Annotated in this window: 15 protein-coding genes; 7 read left to right on the plus strand and 8 right to left on the minus strand. The window is 44.7% G+C overall.

Features of this window, described 5'->3' with window-relative positions; translation table 11 throughout:
- Positions 1-3 precede the first annotated feature (3 nt).
- From I1H34_RS04210 to I1H34_RS04220, 3 genes are all read right to left on the minus strand, one after another.
- Complete coding sequence (locus I1H34_RS04210) at positions 4-423, minus strand: HetP family heterocyst commitment protein (protein ID WP_212664490.1); 420 nt, start codon at positions 421-423, stop codon at positions 4-6.
- Positions 424-811: 388 nt separating this feature from the next.
- A complete protein-coding gene (locus tag I1H34_RS04215) occupies positions 812-2,398 on the minus strand; it encodes an HlyD family efflux transporter periplasmic adaptor subunit (protein ID WP_212664491.1) in 1,587 nt (528 codons plus the stop codon).
- 1,702 nt (positions 2,399-4,100) lie between these two features.
- Positions 4,101-4,883 (minus strand): alpha/beta fold hydrolase, encoded by a 783-nt coding sequence (locus tag I1H34_RS04220; protein WP_212664492.1) that lies wholly within the window; start codon positions 4,881-4,883, stop codon positions 4,101-4,103.
- A gap of 89 nt (positions 4,884-4,972) precedes the next feature.
- Here I1H34_RS04220 and I1H34_RS04225 point away from each other — a divergent pair, with 89 nt between their 5' ends.
- Positions 4,973-7,255 (plus strand): DUF5682 family protein, encoded by a 2,283-nt coding sequence (locus I1H34_RS04225; protein ID WP_212664493.1) that lies wholly within the window; start codon positions 4,973-4,975, stop codon positions 7,253-7,255.
- A 13-nt stretch (positions 7,256-7,268) separates the two neighbouring features.
- Here the strand turns inward: I1H34_RS04225 and I1H34_RS04230 are convergent, their stop codons facing one another.
- Positions 7,269-8,465: a hypothetical protein gene (locus I1H34_RS04230; protein WP_212664494.1), complete on the minus strand. Its 1,197-nt coding sequence runs from the start codon at positions 8,463-8,465 to the stop codon at positions 7,269-7,271.
- 274 nt (positions 8,466-8,739) lie between these two features.
- Between I1H34_RS04230 and I1H34_RS04235 the strand changes: the two genes are divergently transcribed.
- The 4 genes from I1H34_RS04235 to I1H34_RS04250 all read left to right on the plus strand — a co-directional run bounded on the left by I1H34_RS04235 (position 8,740) and on the right by I1H34_RS04250 (position 11,929).
- Complete coding sequence (locus tag I1H34_RS04235) at positions 8,740-9,522, plus strand: ATP-grasp domain-containing protein (RefSeq protein ID WP_212664495.1); 783 nt, start codon at positions 8,740-8,742, stop codon at positions 9,520-9,522.
- Between the two features lie 74 nt (positions 9,523-9,596).
- Complete coding sequence (locus tag I1H34_RS04240; RefSeq protein ID WP_212664496.1) at positions 9,597-10,433, plus strand: PhzF family phenazine biosynthesis protein; 837 nt, start codon at positions 9,597-9,599, stop codon at positions 10,431-10,433.
- Positions 10,434-10,539: 106 nt separating this feature from the next.
- Positions 10,540-10,659, plus strand: coding sequence for an IS4/Tn5 family transposase DNA-binding protein (locus I1H34_RS04245; protein WP_249369784.1), 120 nt, complete (start codon positions 10,540-10,542; stop codon positions 10,657-10,659).
- 52 nt (positions 10,660-10,711) lie between these two features.
- Positions 10,712-11,929 carry an IS4 family transposase gene (locus tag I1H34_RS04250; RefSeq protein WP_212664497.1) on the plus strand — a complete coding sequence of 406 codons (1,218 nt, stop codon included), beginning with the start codon at positions 10,712-10,714 and terminating at the stop codon, positions 11,927-11,929.
- 105 nt (positions 11,930-12,034) lie between these two features.
- On the opposite strand, the gene I1H34_RS04255 is transcribed toward I1H34_RS04250, so the two are convergent.
- Positions 12,035-12,952, minus strand: a complete 918-nt coding sequence (locus tag I1H34_RS04255; protein ID WP_212664498.1) for a LysR family transcriptional regulator — start codon at positions 12,950-12,952, stop codon at positions 12,035-12,037.
- A 130-nt stretch (positions 12,953-13,082) separates the two neighbouring features.
- Here I1H34_RS04255 and I1H34_RS04260 point away from each other — a divergent pair, with 130 nt between their 5' ends.
- On the plus strand, positions 13,083-14,099 hold the full coding sequence (locus tag I1H34_RS04260; protein ID WP_212664499.1) for a zinc-dependent alcohol dehydrogenase family protein: 1,017 nt from the start codon (positions 13,083-13,085) through the stop codon (positions 14,097-14,099).
- A 94-nt stretch (positions 14,100-14,193) separates the two neighbouring features.
- On the opposite strand, the gene I1H34_RS04265 is transcribed toward I1H34_RS04260, so the two are convergent.
- Positions 14,194-14,394 carry a glycosyltransferase gene (locus tag I1H34_RS04265; protein ID WP_249369786.1) on the minus strand — a complete coding sequence of 67 codons (201 nt, stop codon included), beginning with the start codon at positions 14,392-14,394 and terminating at the stop codon, positions 14,194-14,196.
- 85 nt (positions 14,395-14,479) lie between these two features.
- On the opposite strand from I1H34_RS04265, the gene I1H34_RS04270 reads away from it, so the two are divergent.
- The gene (locus I1H34_RS04270) at positions 14,480-14,974 is read left to right on the plus strand and encodes a DUF427 domain-containing protein (RefSeq protein ID WP_212664500.1); all 495 of its coding nucleotides are present in this window, start codon (positions 14,480-14,482) and stop codon (positions 14,972-14,974) included.
- 49 nt (positions 14,975-15,023) lie between these two features.
- On the opposite strand, the gene I1H34_RS04275 is transcribed toward I1H34_RS04270, so the two are convergent.
- Entirely contained in the window at positions 15,024-15,584 is a 561-nt protein-coding gene (locus I1H34_RS04275) for a DUF11 domain-containing protein (RefSeq protein WP_212664501.1), read from the minus strand.
- Positions 15,585-15,680: 96 nt separating this feature from the next.
- A complete protein-coding gene (locus tag I1H34_RS04280; RefSeq protein ID WP_249369788.1) occupies positions 15,681-18,293 on the minus strand; it encodes a DUF7925 domain-containing protein in 2,613 nt (870 codons plus the stop codon).
- Positions 18,294-18,777 lie beyond the last annotated feature (484 nt).

Raw genomic sequence — 18,777 nt, forward strand, 5'->3', positions numbered from 1 at the left:
GTGCTAATGATTTTGTTTTTTGGTCATTTTGTCCCATAGAAAAAGATAGTTTTTCCCTAGCCAGTTATTGCTTTCTCCACCGGTCACTTGTGTTGATGTTTCTCGAACATCCTCTAAGTATTCAAGGTCTTGCAAGTATCTCGATGAGTTTGACTGGGATATTAGTGAACTAGGCTCAAATTCTGTACAGCTTGCTTTATCTTGAGGTATTTGATAACCCAGCATGCTTTCTTTTTTGATTAATCTGTTGTAAGTGCGATAAGGAATATAGTGTAGTGGGTTGTATCCCACAAAACGCAGCATTAAGACGCAGGCCCAGGAATATTTTCCCATTAGTATGGCTTCAATCACTTGATTGAATTGTTCATAAGTGATTTGCTTGTCAAAATCAGCGCCAGAGTGAGTTGATAAGTTATGGTTCATTTTTTAAATCTCATTAGTTGATAAATCGGCTTTGTAATTGAAATTTTATGATCCTACAGATACTTATTCCTAGAGAAGTAATTCAATTTTATGATGTATTTTTGATAGAGCATTGATTCTTTCATCTTGTTTTTCTGCTTAACCGATGGTTTTTTGAAGTGTATTTATTTTTTGTGAAAAGTAGATTTTGAGCTAATGAAAAAAGTTTTATTTTTGTGGTAGGTTGGAATGATTCGCTTTAATGGTTTTTACCTTGATTGATAGATTGGTTGTTTGTGTTTTATAGATTAAAACGAAATGTAATCGAGATCTATTCAGTATCAAGAGATGACCGAAAAATAAGATTTATCTTGTTCGTTATTATAGAGACTAAAAGATTTAAGCAATACTAATTTTTCGTATTGCCGTTCTTTAACTGTTTTATTGGATCTAATAAAACGTCTATAACACGACGCTGACGAATAATAATATTGGCTGTTGCTGATTGGCCAGGTCTGAATTTGATTTTCTTATTGTTGTCTACGATATGATTCCGCTCTAATTCAACTTCAACTTGATAAACATTTCCTAGGGTCTGATCAGATTTTGAGTCTGCCGAAATTGATGTTACCTTGCCTGGAATCACTCCGTAATCTTGATATGAATAGGCATCAAATTTGACTTTTGCAGGTTGATTTTTTTTGATAAATCCTGCTTCTTTATTCGGTAATACTGCAGAAATTACTAAAGGAGTGTTGTGAGGTGCAATTTCAGCTACGGTTTGACCTGAATTTACTACCTTACCTTTATTCTTTAAATTGAAGGATAAAACAATGCCATCAATTGGTGCTTTAAGAAGTTTTTGGTCTAGGGTAGCTTTGGCTTTGAGTATTAGATTTTTTGTTTCAGATACTCTAGTTTTATTCTGAGTAGTTTCTAGTTTGAGCTGATCAATTTTTTGGTATGCTTCTAGCTTTAATCGCGTTCTTTCTGCTTTATTCCGATTTAAATCTGCTTGTAGTTGCTCAACCCGTTGATAAGCCGAATATATCTCTCCTTGATCTTGTGTCATTTTTGCCGCGAGCGTTCGCATCGATTGCTCATTTTGAAAGATCTGCTGGCTGACACTAGTAATGTCTTGTAATTTACTTTCTGTTATCTGATTCTGAACTTGACTAAGGTTTTGATTTGCTTGGAAGACCAATTCACTAGAGATGGCACCTTGCTTTTCCAAAGATTTTAACTTCTTCACGCGACCTTGATTTGATTTGAGATCTAGCTCTAGTTGCTTAACTCGAGATTTTGATAAGTTTGACAAGAGCTTTAAGCGTTTATGCCTGGCATTGTACGCATTGAGTTCTTGCTTTTGCTGTATTAGTAACTGAAGCAAAGTTTCTGCCTTGTCTTCAGCTGATTTAATAGCAGACTCTTGACCTAAATTCTCTGATGTAGCAATTCGTTGATGAGTTTGAGCTTCTAAGTAGACTTTGTTGAGAAGAGATTGTTTTTGCTTCAGTTCTTGTTGGTAGTCAGATAGCATTTGTTCCAATCGTCTGACTTCTTTTTTATCTATAGAAGTATCTAGTTCAGCGATTATCTGTCCAGCGGTAACTATTTCTCCTTCTTTAACCGCAATTCGACTGACTTTACCTATTGCAATAGACTCAACCTTATATGTCTCACCTTTCGGAACTAGCTTCCCTTTTGCTGTACCTATATCTTCTATTTTTCCCAGCCAAGCCCATCCGAGAAAAGCCAGCAAAAATACCATGCCGCCCACAATGATTCGAAGAGGCATCTCTGCTGGAGGCTGGTCTAGTAGTGATTGTAGAGATGAAGACCAATCGATGATGTCATTGTTTTTGTATTCAAAATTGTGGATATTAGGCTGATTTAAGCTTGAGCTTTGATCGATTTTGTTACCTAATTCTTGATCAGAAATAGTCAAACCTTTGCCCCCAAAACCTTTTTTATGAAAAAATTGCTCTGCTGCCAAGCAGATATTTCATCAAAATGTACTTATTTTAGTCTGAAAATGATTTAAATCTATGAAAAATTTAACAGTTTCTTTTGATCTTTGTTGTTGGACATTTGTTCATAGAATAGCACTCAAAAAAATTTTAAAAACTGTAATTTAAGTAGAGTAAGTTAGAAGATTGCTGCTTCTAACTTACTCCTTAAGTGTTTGTTTAAAGACACATCGTGACTAAAGAAAAAAACCTTTATAGACTTTATTTTTTTATCACTAGTGTTTGAGAAATTGTTATCCGCTTTAGGATATAAATTGTTAGACAGCACTATCTGACAATCCTATATTTTTCCGTATAAGTCTCAGAAAATCTATAAGCACTGCCACGTTTAATGTTGAGGCTGATATCTCTATATTAGTTAGAGTTAATGCATGCTCTAGTACTCTCTAGATAATTTGTATGGATAATATCCTCTAAATGCTTAAATCTCATTCAAAAAATGCGAATGACTTATACCCAGTTTTTACAGGCATAGAATCTAGTTTTAGTTATTTATCAAGAGCTTTGATAACTCTTAGCCTCTTTATCACTATTTGAGTGAAAAGCTAAAAATTTGATTGTTTGAGTTTTGACTTGGGGAAGATTTTTTGGGGAGCAGTTGATTAGGGGGAATCTGTGGGCTTAAGAATATTCGAACTTAGAAAATTCTTGGTTCATGTATCAAGTAGACTAAAAAATTATTTCTAATCTGTCTGTTGTGAGCCCATAGATGAATCATATCTAGCTAGGATTGATATTTTTTTTGCTTTACCAAACACATTTTGAATTTACCTTTTGTTTGAGTAATTGAATAGTTTCTCTTTACAAAAGTTATCTAGGTAATTTTATGTTTTATTGATGTCGTATATGTCTTTATTACTTTAAATGACTATAGATTATTATTCCTTTTTCAGTGCATATTAAAAGTTTTTATTACTTTCGTACTGCAAAATAGAGATTTTGTAAAATAAAATTAATTATGTACAGTAACTTATTCTATCTTAAGTGCTTAGATCCTATAGATAGCAAGAACTTTAGAGGAATTAAAAGATTTTATACTAGTTATATATTGGAGGTTAGAGTCATTATCTAAAAATGATTTTATATATGAGGTAAGTTCTGATCTGAATCTGATGCTTCTTTAGACAGAGTGTGAAAATGTAATGCTTAAGGTAATTACAAGAATAATGTGATATGAGATGATTCGATTGATCAGATTAGGTTGATCGTTGATTTTTGAGTGAAACTATAATTTGAAAGAGAAATAAATCTCAATGGTAAATTTTGTTGATACTATCTAGCTCATGCTTGGTTTCTTTGTTGGTGATGGATGAGTTGTGTACTTCATGAAGTCGATAGGGAGATACTGTTGACGGCTGATTAATCATTGCTATCTAAATATCTAAAATTTTATGAAGCCTATTTCAATAAGGCTTCTATATAAAATATAAATCTTTAATCTTGGCAATGTTTAATGCTTGAATTTAAGAGAAAAATAGCTTGAATTTGATTTATATATAGTCTTGTTTATGGGTTTATTGAGTCTTGCTTTTTATTTTTTTGTGATACTTAAAGGTCAATTAGAAACTAAGAATAGACTTTGTAGGTATCTATAAAGTCCGAGTTATTTCATTGATTAAAAATAATAATATTCTTGGCTTGAGAAAACTTTATTGGAAAACTATGTGATCACTGCTCTGTTTGTATTTTAGGATTTAATACCTGTTCTATAAAATGAGTAATGATTGATATGAAATTGTTCCGATTTTCCCAAGGTACACGATGTCCAGAATTGAGAATTATGCGATGAGTGATTGATGGACAATGATGAGCTAGCTTTTGCCCGATTTGGCAATATTTCTCGTCTTCTACTCCTGATATATACAAAACAGGAATGTTTAAATTTTGTAAGTTAGAGAGAAGATTGAATTGATGTCCTTTGGAGAAATTCTGAAATGCTTTTGAGATTTTGAGCCGAGAATAGTCTTTTTCTAAGGCTGAATAGGAGGGCTGGCGTCCACAGAATACGGGTAGCGAATTCCACTCCTGTATTAGGTTGTCCCAATTATCATGCAGCAATTGGATGCTCCATACGTTATCTTTTTTGAGACAGTTTCTGCGATCGCACTCCGATGTCAACCCCGAATCGGCACTAATAATGATGGCTCCTTGCCATAATTCAGGTTGGTGTAGCAGGGCATGAAACGCTAAACGTCCCCCCAGGGAATATCCCAGCAAAATACGAGACTTAAAGGCATGGGGGTGAACACGTTGACAAAATAATGCGGCCCATTCCTTTAAAGACTCTCCGGGACTGGCCCATAGATCTTCTAAGAAAATGGATAGGTTGAGTTCTGGGCTAACTGCTTGATGCAGTTGTGTTGTGATTGGTTGCCATACTTTAGGGGTTTGGAGATTGCCATGAATCATCCATAACCCAACTTCAGACGGCACAATAGATTTTGGTGACATGATGCTCAGTATATGATTTCCCTAAGCCAAAAGAGGGGGCTGTTTCCTAACACGGGATATGGCTGGCTCTGCTAAAGATGTTCGATTAAATGTCTACACTGCACCTGTTTGGAATTCGCCATCATGGACCGGGCTCAGCCCGGAGTTTGCGACAGAGCTTAGAAAGCCTAGAGCCTGATTTGATTTTGGTGGAGGGGCCACCGGATGCTGCGGGCGTAATTGACCAGATAGTGAGTCCAGACATGAGTCCGCCTGTCGCGATTTTGATCTATTCACCGGAGCAACCTCAGCAAGCCGTTTATTACCCTTTTGCGGTCTTTTCACCCGAATGGCAGGCGTTAGACTATGGCCTACAACAGCAGGTCCCGGTGCAGTGGATGGACTTACCCCAGACCCACCAGCTTGCTTTGCGACAGCAGCTTGATCAACAGTTTGAACCCCCCGAAGCAGATAGTGATGCTGAGAATTTATCACCTGAGTCTGCTCTACCGGAGATTCGGCATGATCCGCTCTTTTGGTTAGCCCAAGCTGCTGGATTCAATGATAGTGAACGCTGGTGGGAGCGAATGGTGGAACAGCGATCTGAAACCACCGATTTGTTCCCCGCCATTGTGGAAGCGATGACAGCCCTGCGATTAGAGATGGAAAAAGACCATCCGCCGGATCTCAATAACAATCGGGATTACCGAGAAGCCTTGCGAGAAGCCTATATGCGGCAAACGATCCGCAAAGCTAAAAAAGCAGGGCATGAAAAAATTGCGATTATTTGTGGGGCTTGGCATACGCCTGCTTTGGCAGAACCTTTCCCACCGGCTAAGCAGGATACGGCTTTACTGAAAGGCTTACCTAAACTGAAGGTGACCTCCACCTGGATTCCCTGGACCTATGAACGGCTGGCAGATCGCAGTGGCTATGGCGCTGGGATTGCTGCTCCCGGCTGGTATCACCATTTATGGACTGCATCGGATCAACCCACGATTTATTGGTTGACCCATGTGGCTCGACTGTTGCGTCAGGCCGATGTGGATGCCTCCTCGGCTAGCGTGATTGAGGCGGTGCGGTTGGCCAATTCTTTAGCGGCGCTGCGAGATTGCCCCACACCTGGTTTGCCGGAACTGAATGAAGCGGCCCAGACGGTCCTCTGCTTTGGAGATGACCTGCCGTTGCGGCTTATTCATGAACGATTGATTATCAGCGATCGCATGGGGCAAGTCCCGGACGATACGCCGATGGTGCCCTTACAGGTGGATTTGCAGCGTTGGCAGAAAAAGCTGCGCCTCAAACCTCAGGTGACGTCCAAGGAATTGGCTCTGGATTTGCGAAAGCCGAATGATTTGTTGCGATCGCAACTTTTGCATCGTCTCAATTTACTGGGAATTCCTTGGGGCCGCCCTACCTTTAGTCGCGGTAAAGGCACCTTCAAAGAAGCGTGGATGCTAGAGTGGCAGCCTGAGTTTGAGATTGCCTTAATTGAAGCAGGTCAATGGGGAAATACGATTGAAGTTGCAACGACAGCCTATGCCTGTGATGTGGCTGAAAAGGCTCCCAATTTACCGAAATTGACTGAGCTGTTAGACCAAGTGCTATTGGCGGCTCTTCCCGAAGCGATTGCCCAACTGATGCTCTGCTTGCAGGCTGAAGCTGCAGTCGCCAGCGATGTGGTGCATCTGATGTCGGCCTTACCGTCTTTGGCCCAAATCCTGCGGTATCGCGATGTCCGCCAAACGGATACGGATGTTGTGGCCCATGTGGTGGATGGCTTAGTCACTCGCATCTGTATTGGTTTACCGGGGGCTTGTGCGTCCCTGGATGATGACGCGGCAGCCATGATGGATCAGCAAATTATGCAAACCCACAGCGCGATTAATTTGCTGCAAAATCAGGACCACCAGCAGATGTGGTGGATGGTGGTACAACAACTGGCCCATCGAGAGAGTTTGCATGGATTGCTGGGCGGTCGCTGTTGTCGGTTACTGCTGGATGGGGGACAGTTCGAACCTGCAAGAGCGGCCCAACGGTTGGGGTTAGCGTTATCCTTGGCGACGGAACCGACTCAAGCAGCAGCCTGGATTGAAGGCTTTCTCAAGGGCAGTGGCCTGTTGTTACTCCACAATCAGGAGATTTGGCAGGTGCTGGATCAGTGGGTTTGTGAATTGGCACCGGATACTTTTGTAACGCTGTTACCGTTGCTGCGGCGGACGTTCTCGACGTTTCCGGCAGCAGAACGGCGACAAATGGGAGAACGAGTGACGCAAGGAAGTGTGGGGACTGGATTGCAGGGTTGGGAATCGGAGGTATTGGATTGCGATCGCGCTGAAAAAGTCTTACCTCTGGTGGCCCAACTCCTCGGACTGTCTGCACCCAATTTATAAGCACTGCGATGGGCTACGAGTGTTGGATAGCTTGTTGTGCCTGTTCTCGTTTGTCCACAATATCTTGTCTATTGGAATCATCCACTAAAACATGGTTATAGGCTGAGATGGCAGCCTCATAGTGCTTGAACTGGAACAGCAGATCTCCATATTGACTCCAAGATTGGTCATCATCTGGATCAAATGGAACCAGGTGCGGATAAGCCTGAATGAAGGTTGCATGACAATCTTCTACCAAAGAAAGCCTCAACACTTCGAGATTGAGGTCTCTGGAAATCCATAGGTTTGTGTGTAACTCTAATCGCAAATCATCGATGTAATCTTGCAGTGTAGGCTTGACCTGCCGAAAAGACGGAACATCATCAAAATTGCCATACACATTCACACTCCCAGAACTCAAAAGAATAAGGTAGACCACAAACCATCGTTTATTCTCTGGGTGAGTTTGACTACGCCGCTCCCTGAATTCACGAATCAGCGGTTCCAATGCCTCAGCATGTTTGATCATCCTTTGACTACACCCACGATGCATTTCAAAACAAGATCCTGCAATTTGTATTTCAAAATCGCTGAGTGAAGATTCTGTGGGGAAGTATGGTGACATAACATCAGCGATCTGGTGCATAAGATCTTCTTCCCATGGAGCAACTTTTTCACGCTGCTGGATATGTTTTTGATCCAGCCAATCCCAGATGTCGGGGTGATTTTTACTTGGATCAAAGAGGAGTTCTTCACGAGTTCTAGGTATGATTTGCACAACCTCGTGTAGCCATATATCGACTTCATCAATCCAGCCGTTATTCGGATCAGTCTCAAAGTCAGACCGACAACAATAATCCCAAAAAGTATCCTGTATCAGTCTTTCTAAAAACTCTTCCAGTGAGTTGGCAAGAACTAAGCCTCCGCTTTCATGAATGATTACGATAGGTGCATTGTCAGGAGAACAATCTTCATAAAACCAATATCCAACCCTATCTCCTACGCTGCTAAGCATAAAAATACCGAAATGGTTAGCTAGGTCGTTGCCGTTCTTGATGTAATAGTCATCAAAGAATACTCCTTTTAAGAGTGGCTCTTCATCACAGTGGTAGTAGCGATATTTTTGGTGGAGAAGCGTCAACAACTCTATCAGCCGCTCGGGCAAGGCGATTGAGCGGGGAAAATGTTGCCGAATACTTGGTAAATCAATAAATCTATCGTTTTCCATCACGAAAGTGCCATTGGTTGAACTGAAGAAATTGCCGTTACCAAAGCTGCTGTTAATGCGTCTGATAAGCTGATTATTCCCCGCAATCCAGTCTTATACCAACAGGTATTTACTCCCATCCCAGCATAAGATTGGGTATTCAGATTCTTGATAAATAAGAATTTCAATGATATTTAGATGCACGATCTTATGGCGGGAAGGGAGTAATGCGATGGGATCTCTAGCTTCTCTAACTCCCTGAAGCACCACCACTAGAAACTTGTTCTCAAACATTGCTATGAGAATTTTGTATCCCTGCAACCCGCTAGAGTCTCAAGAACCCGATCAACCGTTTACGGACGAATTTGTGGCAGTTCAGCAATTGGGAATCCCCGTTTCCTTGTTTGCTTACGATGATTTGAGTTTTGGCGATTTTAAGCCTCGGCCCCGTATTGAGTCCGGTGAAGCGATTTTATATCGTGGCTGGATGTTTAATCTCACTGCTTATCAAGCCTTGACCGATTTTATCGGCAAGAGAGGAGGGATTCCAGTAACCTCAGCCGCAGATTATGCCCATTGTCACCATCTCAATCAGTGGTATTCCGCCTGTGCTGATCTGACCCCAGAAACGGTATTTCTGGAAAAAGGCTCCAACTATCTGGAACAAATCTCTCATTTGAATTGGGACGCTTACTTTATCAAAGACTTTGTGAAATCCAACACCGATGCCCAAGGGTCCATTGCCAATACCCCAGAGCAAGCGGTCAATATTATCGAGCGGATTGAACAATATCGGGGAGAGATTGAAGGGGGTGTTGCTGTGCGTAGAGTAGAGCAGTTTCAGTCTCAATCAGAACAGAGATATTTCGTGGTCAATGGCACTGCGTATTCGCCCACTTCTAAAGTGCCTGCCATTGTTGAAACTGTAACTCAACGAATAGATGCTCCTTTCTACTCCGTTGATGTCGCCCAAACTTTAGAAGGCCAAGAGCGGATCGTAGAGTTAGGAGATGGCCAAGTCTCAGAACGCAAAATGTGGCCCCTCGACCGATTTGTCAAAATGCTTGCTCACATGGGCTAGCGCAGCACTAGAGCTTGCTTTTTTGTCCTTGCTTGAGCGATTATCTGCTATTGCCTGCCCTAAAACTCAAACCCATGACTGACTCCTCACTGCGCCTGCTGTCTGCTTTTACAACTGATCCAAAAGGGGGGAACCCTGCCGGAGTGTGGATTGGCGATACCCTGCCAACCCCGGAAACCATGCAGCGAATCGCGGCTGAAGTGGGCTTTTCTGAGACAGCCTTTGTGGTGCCAAAAACTGGATTTGCGCGAACGGTCCGTTACTACAGTCCAGAAGTAGAAGTACCCTTTTGTGGACATGCCACCGTTGCAACTGGAGTGGTCCTTGGTGAATTGAGTGGTGAGGGAACGTATCAATTAGCAACGACCGTAGGAGAAGTCCCTGTGGCTGTCAGTGTCCAAGAGGGGCAATGGCAAGCTTCTTTGACATCTGTAGAACCCACCCATACCCTAGCCTCGGATGCATTAGTGGCTGACATCTTGTCTGCTTTGGGTTGGCAATTGGATGAGCTGGATCTATCTATCCCACCGGCTCGGGCTTATGCTGGGGCATGGCATTTGGTATTGGCCGTTTCCCAAGCAGAGCGGCTGGCTCATTTAGACTACGATTTTGACCGGCTCAAAGTACTGATGCAGCAGGATGGCCTGTTAACGCTACAGTTAATCTGGCGAGAGAGCCCTCGCATTTTTCATTCCCGTAATCCCTTCCCCGTTGGCGGTGTGGTGGAAGACCCGGCAACGGGGGCAGCGGCGGCAGCTTTAGGAGGGTATCTGCGGGATGCCCAGTTAATCTCTGTCCCCCATCAGTTTGTGATTCGCCAAGGAGAAGCGATGGGGCGACCTAGTCGGCTGGTGGTGGATATTCCTGCTAGCGGTGGAATTGAGGTGAGCGGGATGGCAGTACGCCTCTAAGTTCTGACTTTTCCTGCTAAGTCTTCCAGTGCTTAGTGGGTGGTATTTGTAGCCCTTAGTCTCAGCCTTGGTTAAAGTAAGTGCAGTGATACCCAGGGAGCATCTAATGAGTCCAGAGCGTTATGAGCAAAATTTTGGAACCTGTGAGTTGGGTGATCAACGATTGAATCACCGTGCATTCAGTATCGGTCGTTCTCTGAGCGAGAAATTTGGTCAAGCCCTATGACCGTATTTGAGACTGGGAAAGCCCTCAAACGGTCTTACGAGTTTTCGCAAATGTGAAAACCAGCTTCGCTAAGATTATTTCTCCTCATTGTTCTATGACCGCTTGTAGCGTATCGTCGCAAGAGATGACCTTGAGTGTTGGCGACACCACCTTCCTCGACTATGAAGGTATCAAGCAGAAGCGCCAAGGCTATGGTCCCCAAGGCAGAGGGGGGAATGGATTATTACTCCATAGTGCCTTAGCCGTTGACCCTGAGCAGGGCCAACCCTTGGGTTTGTTATGGCAAAAAGTGTGGAATCGTCAGCATCGCCCCAAGCCCCCGAAGAATGAAACGTCCCGACAAAAGAAGAAACGTCAGACCAAAGCGCGTAAAACTGCTCGGGAGCGTCTATTTGAGGAAAAAGAATCCTATCGTTGGGTGGAAGCACTGCACGCAGTGGAGAAAGCTGTGGGTCCTTCAACTCGTATCATTCATGTCTTTGACCGAGAAGGAGACATTGCTGAAGTCTTTGAACGACTCAATACCCTAGACAATACGGGACTCGTGGTTAGAGCCTCTCATAATCGTTGTCTAGAACACGATCCTAATCGCCTGTGGGAAAAGCTGGAAGCCCAGAGTGTTCAGTTCGAGTATGAGATTGACTTACCTAAAACGAAAGGCCGGAGTGCGCGCACGGCTAAGTTAGCTGTGAGATGTTGTCTTGTTGAACTTCAAAGACCAGCCCGACTAGCTGCCAGTCAACCCCTTCAGATTTACGCTGTCTATGCAACAGAAGTAGCCCCACCTGAAGGGGAAGAACCAGTGTCATGGATGTTGCTCACTAGTGAAGTCGTGACAACAGTAGAAATGGCCCAAACCATTTTGCGTTGGTACACCTACCGTTGGCGAGTTGAGGAGTATCACAAAGTTCTAAAATCGGGCACTCAGGTGGAGCGATATCGGTTGGCATCTGAGGGAATGAAAACCTTATTGGGATTCCTGTGTGTCACTGCTGTAGAGCTGTTGCGTGTGACTTATTTAGAACGAACACAACCTCAATTACCTGCACAAGATGTCCTCACGCCTTTACAGATCAAAGTTCTCATTGCCAAGACCCCGAAGGTACCTAAAACATTAACGGTGGCATGGGCTGTTCAAGCAGTTGCACGACTCGGGGGATATCTGGAGCATCGTCGAAACACACCGATTGGAATTCAAGTCCTGTGGAAAGGGTGGGCGAAGCTCAATGACCTGATTGAAGGCTGGCTGTTAGCTACCCAGGAGACTTAGCAGGAAAAGTCAGCTCTAAGTTAGCTTCGCGTCAGAAGAAGGAGTCGCTTCACCAAAAGCAGAATATCAACACAGGTAAGGACGGCTGGGTGGAGCATCCTCGCTTTATAAAGCTTGGATAGCCTGAGCTACCTGTTCTCGCAACCATTGATGTTGAGAACTATGGGTATGACGCTGATGCCAAACCATCGAGACCGTAAATCCTGTGATATCCATCGGAGGTGGCAACAATTTTAACCCCATGGCCTTGGCACATTGTTCCGCCATTCGTTTTGGCAATAGCGCCACACAATCTGTTCGAGCCAGCAAAAACGGCACTGACATAAAATGGGGCGTAGACCAAATCACCGACCGGGCCTGCTGTTGTTCTGCCAAGCGGCGATCCACAATTCCCAGAAAATCATCCCGAAGCGAGACCAGAATGTGAGATCTGGCGACATAATCAGTCAATGACATCTCCGTCAGCGGATTTTCACTACGCACTACACACACAAATTCTTCTTCGTAGAGCGCTTGTTGGTCATGCCAAGGCTTGCGATCTAATTCAGCACCGATAAACAGATCTATCCTATTGGCATCCAATGCCGCTAATACCTCATCTTTCTTGGTGCTGCATATCCTAATCTGCACTTGGGGGGCATCAACCATTAGCTTAGAGAGCACTTGTCCACCGATGGTTGCTTCTACATAGTCATTCGTCGCCATGCGAAAATCTACCTTCGTCGTGGCTGGATCAAAGGTTTCTTTCACTAGCAGGGTTGCTTGAATATCGGTCAATACCTGCCGCACTTGCCCACTGATTTCACGGGCATAGGGAGTCACTTCCATTTGGCGTTGCGAAACCCGAATCAAGATCGGATCGTTCAAGACCTTGCGGAGCCGTTTTAGGGCATGGCTCATGGCCGATTGACTCATATGTAGCCGCTCAGCTGCCTGAGTCACACTCGCTTCAGCGATCAGAATATCTAAAACCAGCAGTAGATTCAGATCTAGTTGGCGCAGATTGGCATAGTCAAGGGTCATGGGGTTGCTCCTTGGTATGTATGCAATCGATGGCAGCTATGCATAGTATTCGTTTGACTAATCTATTTTTCCTTTTTAGTCTACCGATAGAGCGTTAGCAATGCTCTATCTAAAACTTTGAGGTAAAACGATGACTCGTGTTGTTCGTATTCATGAATTTGGGGGTCCTGAAGGTCTCAAAATTGACAACCTTGCGTTACCTGCACCAGGTTCTGGCGAAGTCCGTATTGCAATACGGGCGATTGGTCTCAATCGTGCCGATGGCCTCCTCCGCCAAAATCAATATATTGAAACGCCGGAGCTGCCATCCAAGTTGGGCTATGACGTTGCCGGTACGGTGGAGGCAGTAGGACCTGATGTGGATAACGTTGTGGTGGGCGATCGCATTCTCACCATCCCAACCTTTTCCCAGGCCGACTATGGGGTCTATGGTGAAGCCGCAATTGTCCCCGCCAATGCCCTCTGGCCCTGGCCCGATACTCTTTCCGCAGAGCAGGCCGCTTGCGTTGGTGTCCAGTACACTACCGTCTACTTTGCCCTGCAAAGGGTCGGTCATTTACAGGTCGGTGATACCGTTTTACTCACTGCAGCTACGGGCGGTGTTGGTTTTGCCGCTATTGCTGTAGCCAAACAAATGGGGGCGACGGTCATCGCTACCACCCGCAAGCGGGCCAAAGCCGATGCCCTTCACCAAGCTGGAGCAGATCATGTGGTGGTCACTAGTGAAGAAGACCTGGCAGAGCGGGTTCAGGTGATTACTGATGGACAGGGAGTCAAGGTGATTTTTGATGCGATCGCAGGCCGTACCATTCCCACCCTCCTCGACTGCCTAGCCATGGGAGGCTGCTGTATTTTGTATGGTCTCCTGGATTCAACGGAACCCACCTTACCCGTGATGCCATTTCTGTTAAAAAACATCAGTCTGCATGGGTATACCGTGTTCGCCTATACGGGGTATCCCAATTTTGGTCTTCCTCAACAAACAGAAGCGGTCGTAGCAGCCCGTGAATTTCTCCTTCCCCGTCTAGCAGATGGCCGTTTGCAGCCGATGGTCAGTGAAACCTTCCCATTTGAAGAAGTCATTGCTGCCCACCATGCTTTAGAGTCCAACCAGCAAACTGGCAAAATTGTGTTGAAAGTTCATTAGCGATAGAGCACTGGAGGCAAGGTTTGGGTCACCTGATGCAGAACCTCAGCATATCGCTCACAACCCCTGGGGCATATTGCTCCGTCCCCCAGGCCTAGGTCGCATCTGAGAGATCGGGCAGTTTTCTCTCTAGAACATCATCAATGGCCTGGGCAAATGGGTGAGCATTGAGAGGAGCCACCTTAAATCCATTGCAACTGTCTTGCACCATATCTCGCAGCCCCTCTAAATTAGAAGCAACCACAGAGGTTCTGGCTTTATTGGCCTCCAAGATCACCACGTCAAAGCCTTCCATATCTCTTTCAAAACCACATTAGAACCGATCGGCGTTACCCTCTAAAAAGTGTATGGGTCGCTTTCAAGAGAGGAGTTTTGTTCTAATGCCCCTGAATCGTATTGAACCCGGTCCGGGTCAAGAATCTGTTTGGGATTATCCTCGTCCTCCTCGTTTAGAAGACTCTTCTAAACATCTGCAGATCATTATTAATGGGGTTACCTTAGCTGATACCCACCAGGCCAAGCGAGTCCTAGAGACCAGTCATCCGCCGGTCTACTATATTCCGCCCACTGATATTCAAATGGAATATTTACAGCTAACGCGGCGATCGACGTTTTGTGAGTGGAAAGGATCTGCAGGATATTACACGGTAACCGTGTGCGATCGCATCGAAGAAAACGTAGGTTGGTTTTACGCCAATCCCACCCCTCGCTTCGCTGATCTCAAAGATTACGTCGCCTTCTATCCTAGCCGCATGGACGTTTGCACCCTCGATGGAGAAGTGGTCCAGGCCCAGTCTGGTGATTTTTACGGTGGTTGGATTACACCCGATATTGTTGGCCCCTTTAAAGGCGGTGCCGGAACTTGGGGATGGTAAATATGCAGAGGATTCCCCAAACAACTTGAGGCGTTCTCGCAATATCTATCTACTGCACCGCAACTTCATAGACTGCTTGAACGGCAGCCATCGGCTTTAAAGACTCACTATAATCCCATTGCACATGGGTATAAGCTTCAGCCGGTGCAGGCTCCATCTTGACCGTTCCATCCGGCTGAGTCACCTCCAGCATGGGTTGTTCAGCATAAGTCTGACCATCATCAATACTGTAAGTAAGCGTGGCACCGTTGGCCCGAGCAGAATCCAATACGTAAGCTGTTTTGTTGGGAATGGGTTGGTTGATTTTTAGCTCCGAAGCGGATTTATCCCCAGCATTCTCACTTAGCAAGGTATAGCGCAAGACATCACCCGGACGGACAGTGACATTACCCTCTACAGCTTCCCAGACGATTTCTTGCTCCCCTTCTGCGTTGGTAGAAATGACTTGTTTCTCTGCAGATAGTGCTAGTTTTACCTCTGGCTGTAATATTTTTTGCACCAGCTCTGCGCCAGCCTTTTGCAAATTAGCAAAGACCGGAGTGCCGCTGGCAAAAGGAACAGCTACAGCAACCGCTAAAATACCCAGACCAATTGATAAGCGACGTTTCATTATTTGAAGACCTTTGAAATGCAACAGTAGAGGGATTGAGAAGGATTGAACCCCAAAAACAGATGATCTGTTGATAGGGTTCCCTCCTAACCCCCATTACTTAATACGACGACGGAAGAAGAACTGACCCCGCTGACCTGGATCAACTTGTCCGACCTCATTCTCATATTTCTGGATTTTGGTATCATCCACCGGATCTGATGTGGTCAAAGGATTGGGATCATCACTGTTCGTGAAGTATCTCACGGTCCCTTGATCTGCGCTCGTATTTTGCTGATGGTTAGAGAAGCCCGCCCAGTTATTGGTTGTGCCTCCCACAATCGCAGTGCCATCTTCTACTAAGGTCAAGTCAGGAATTGTCAAACCGATGTTGCCATTCCCCACGACAGGAGTAGAAATATTCTCGTAAGTAACCCGGTACTCCAGCTGATAATCCAGCTGGATATTAACACTATCTAAAATAGTCTGATCAGAGGTCCAGGCCTGAATGACCTCCCCATTGGCGTCCAGTACTTGGACTTCTTTGATGACTTGTAAAAAGCCAGTATACAGACGATCAATCGTCACATTATTGGTAGTTTCTCCCGTAAAACCCGGATTATTGACTGGATCATCATCCGCAAAAGCCACGATGGGAATGGGAATCTCATCATTTAGCCCCACCCCATCCGGTAGATCCACCGTCACCGAATAGTTAATGGCCCTTCCTCCGGGTAAATTACCAGCATTGACATGCTTAGGCGTACCATCAGCAACACCCCCCGTCGTACTAGCAAACAACTCAAAGGTATTGGTGGTACTATCCCATCGATAGGTTGCGGTTAGCTCATCACCATTCCCAGGGTTACCATCCGGATCATAAGCAATAGTGACAACCGTACCGTTGGGGATATCAGCATCTGTTCCATATTGCCCCGTCAATGTACTCTCATCAGCTCCTTCAGCCTGAGTCGGTGAAATCGGCTGAATCGTGACATCAGCGATAAACCCGGTGCTTGCTGGATTTTGAACGGAATTGGTGAAGGTAGATGGAGCCGGGTCAAAGGTATCAGTAGGACCTAGATTTGGCGGGATATCAGTCGATCGATTCGTAAAATCATCATCGTCATCAGAGGGCCCTCCTGCTCCAGGCACACCATCGGGACCATTGAGAATATCATCACTAGCTGCCACTTCTCCTAAGCGGATCACATTGGCTTCACCATTAGGACCCGTTCCATTGTTGCCGTTGCCTGCATCCGTACCTTGCGTGACTGGATTTGCAACCCCTGTATCGGTTGTCGGGTTATAGTTACTTCCAGTTGGGCTGGGAGGCGTTTGATTGTCATTAAAGTTATTGGGGTGAGAATCACCCGATTCATCATAAATAACTTGGTTAGACGGATCACCAAACGTTTCTCCAAACACCTGGGCTAAGTTGTTCACCTGTCCACCTAGGGGTGGCAAGCCAGATGTAATCACGGTAAAGCGAAATGGCGTTACGGTTGTCCCTCTACCTAGAACAGGCCCACCCACAAAAACAAACCCAAGCCGTGTCACTGAAGTCAGAGGCGGTGGCGTTGTGACCCAAGCTGCAGCTGTTGCTGGTGTACTGGTTGGTGTAGTGGTATAAACAGCTTGCCAATTGGCTGGAATGTTATCAATCGAAGACAGCTTTGTCCCCACAGGGATAGCATCAGAGACAAGAATTTGGGGAGTCGATGTGCCGTTCAAATTAATTGGCGTTCCCTCTAAATTAGTAGGAACAAAAGCAGCATTCGGTGAGGTATTCTCAACGGTTAGCTCTAAATCATAGGTAATTAAGTCATCGTTAGCTGCCGGAGTCGGTCCTGGGTTTAGATTGGATGCTGTCTTGGCTATCGTTGCCAAAGCAATCGGTCTGAGGGAGCTACCAAAAGGAATGCTATTTGTAGCACTGGCTTCCCGTTCACCATTTTCCGGTGCACCATTACTTGGATTAGCATCAATGGTACGAAGGTCATTTGAGCGAGCACCATCTGCATTATCAGGTTGGTTTTGAGTACTGGCACTATTGTTATTGGGACCTGTATTACCTAGTGTGACTCCGACATCGGCACCAGCGGGTATATTCGAGGCTGGAGTCCCTGTCACACGAATCTTTAAGACCTGATCAGGATCTAGATCTGCTAATCCAGTTATCGACAGTGCACTCAGGTTAGAACCACCTGCAGGTACCGTCGCTAGTACTGTACCTGCTGCATTTACAATCTGAACCGTACTGGGTACAAAATTCTCAGCATTCAGATTATTTGTACCAGGGATAAATAAGTCAGTCGGCGCATTACCAATATTGGTGACATCGAAGGTAAAGGTTAAAGTATCCCCAGCATCAACGGATCCACCATTTACATCAGCAAATCCAGAAGGTACAGCCGATAAACCTGCAACTTCAGCAACAGTGACTGTAATCGTATTGGATGTTGTATCAATGGTCGTTGGGGATGAAGGATCATCCTTATAGGTGCCAGTGGCGGTATTGGTGATCTGTTCCCCTGCGGCGGTTCCTAAAGCAAAGGCAGGGAAAAGGGGCTGAAGAAGACTACTGGCCAAAATGGCAGCAATGGCGAGAGGGCCAACTTTACGTGGAGAAGTATAGGACTGAGTTCTATCGTCATTCATGTCGTCTTGGAGTTCTTGGTAATGGGGAACACAGAAAATCAGGATCTGCAGCAAGGAATCACAATTCACTCGCAATCAAACAATATTGATCACTTCAAGTTCAAGCTGGACCCTTTCACTTGAGTTGTAGAGTGCCGTTTTTCCCCATTTCATAACGAAATTAGAAAGTCAGCTTACTCTCCCCGGTCTATTAGGATTCAGGGACAATATAGTTTTGCAAAGTCAGTGCTAATGATGCACATGAGTTGTCAGATCTACACAGATCTAGGGTTCCCATCGATAAAACTTAAAATGACATCTCAATCCAGACCCCTCATTGATTTAGATGTAGTTAGCTTTTTCTAGTTATTCAAGAAGGTAATAATAATATGGTTTTATCTTGAGTATTTCTCAATGTTTCGGCTCAATCAAAATGAATTTAAATTTTGTCTAGTTAATATAGATAATCTTCGATTGTATTAAAATAAATAACCGCGTTAAATGAGTATAAAATCTAGAAAGTTAATCTCAGGCAATTGCCTTGTCTAGTGAATTTCTATAGAGGAATTAGTTT

This window comes from Acaryochloris marina S15 (genome assembly GCF_018336915.1).
Taxonomy (GTDB): domain Bacteria; phylum Cyanobacteriota; class Cyanobacteriia; order Thermosynechococcales; family Thermosynechococcaceae; genus Acaryochloris; species Acaryochloris marina_A.

What these genes read in the sequence shown, in the direction of transcription:
- I1H34_RS04235 (WP_212664495.1), top strand. Translation starts at nt 8,740, where the DNA reads ATGAGAATTTTGTATCCCTGCAACCCGCTAGAGTCTCAAGAACCCGAT.
- I1H34_RS04240 (WP_212664496.1), top strand. Translation starts at nt 9,597, where the DNA reads ATGACTGACTCCTCACTGCGCCTGCTGTCTGCTTTTACAACTGATCCA.
- I1H34_RS04225 (WP_212664493.1), top strand. Translation starts at nt 4,973, where the DNA reads ATGTCTACACTGCACCTGTTTGGAATTCGCCATCATGGACCGGGCTCA.
- I1H34_RS04275 (WP_212664501.1), bottom strand. Translation starts at nt 15,584, where the DNA reads ATGAAACGTCGCTTATCAATTGGTCTGGGTATTTTAGCGGTTGCTGTA.
- I1H34_RS04245 (WP_249369784.1), top strand. Translation starts at nt 10,540, where the DNA reads ATGAGTCCAGAGCGTTATGAGCAAAATTTTGGAACCTGTGAGTTGGGT.
- I1H34_RS04265 (WP_249369786.1), bottom strand. Translation starts at nt 14,394, where the DNA reads ATGGAAGGCTTTGACGTGGTGATCTTGGAGGCCAATAAAGCCAGAACC.
- I1H34_RS04210 (WP_212664490.1), bottom strand. Translation starts at nt 423, where the DNA reads ATGAACCATAACTTATCAACTCACTCTGGCGCTGATTTTGACAAGCAA.
- I1H34_RS04255 (WP_212664498.1), bottom strand. Translation starts at nt 12,952, where the DNA reads ATGACCCTTGACTATGCCAATCTGCGCCAACTAGATCTGAATCTACTG.
- I1H34_RS04260 (WP_212664499.1), top strand. Translation starts at nt 13,083, where the DNA reads ATGACTCGTGTTGTTCGTATTCATGAATTTGGGGGTCCTGAAGGTCTC.
- I1H34_RS04220 (WP_212664492.1), bottom strand. Translation starts at nt 4,883, where the DNA reads ATGTCACCAAAATCTATTGTGCCGTCTGAAGTTGGGTTATGGATGATT.
- I1H34_RS04270 (WP_212664500.1), top strand. Translation starts at nt 14,480, where the DNA reads ATGCCCCTGAATCGTATTGAACCCGGTCCGGGTCAAGAATCTGTTTGG.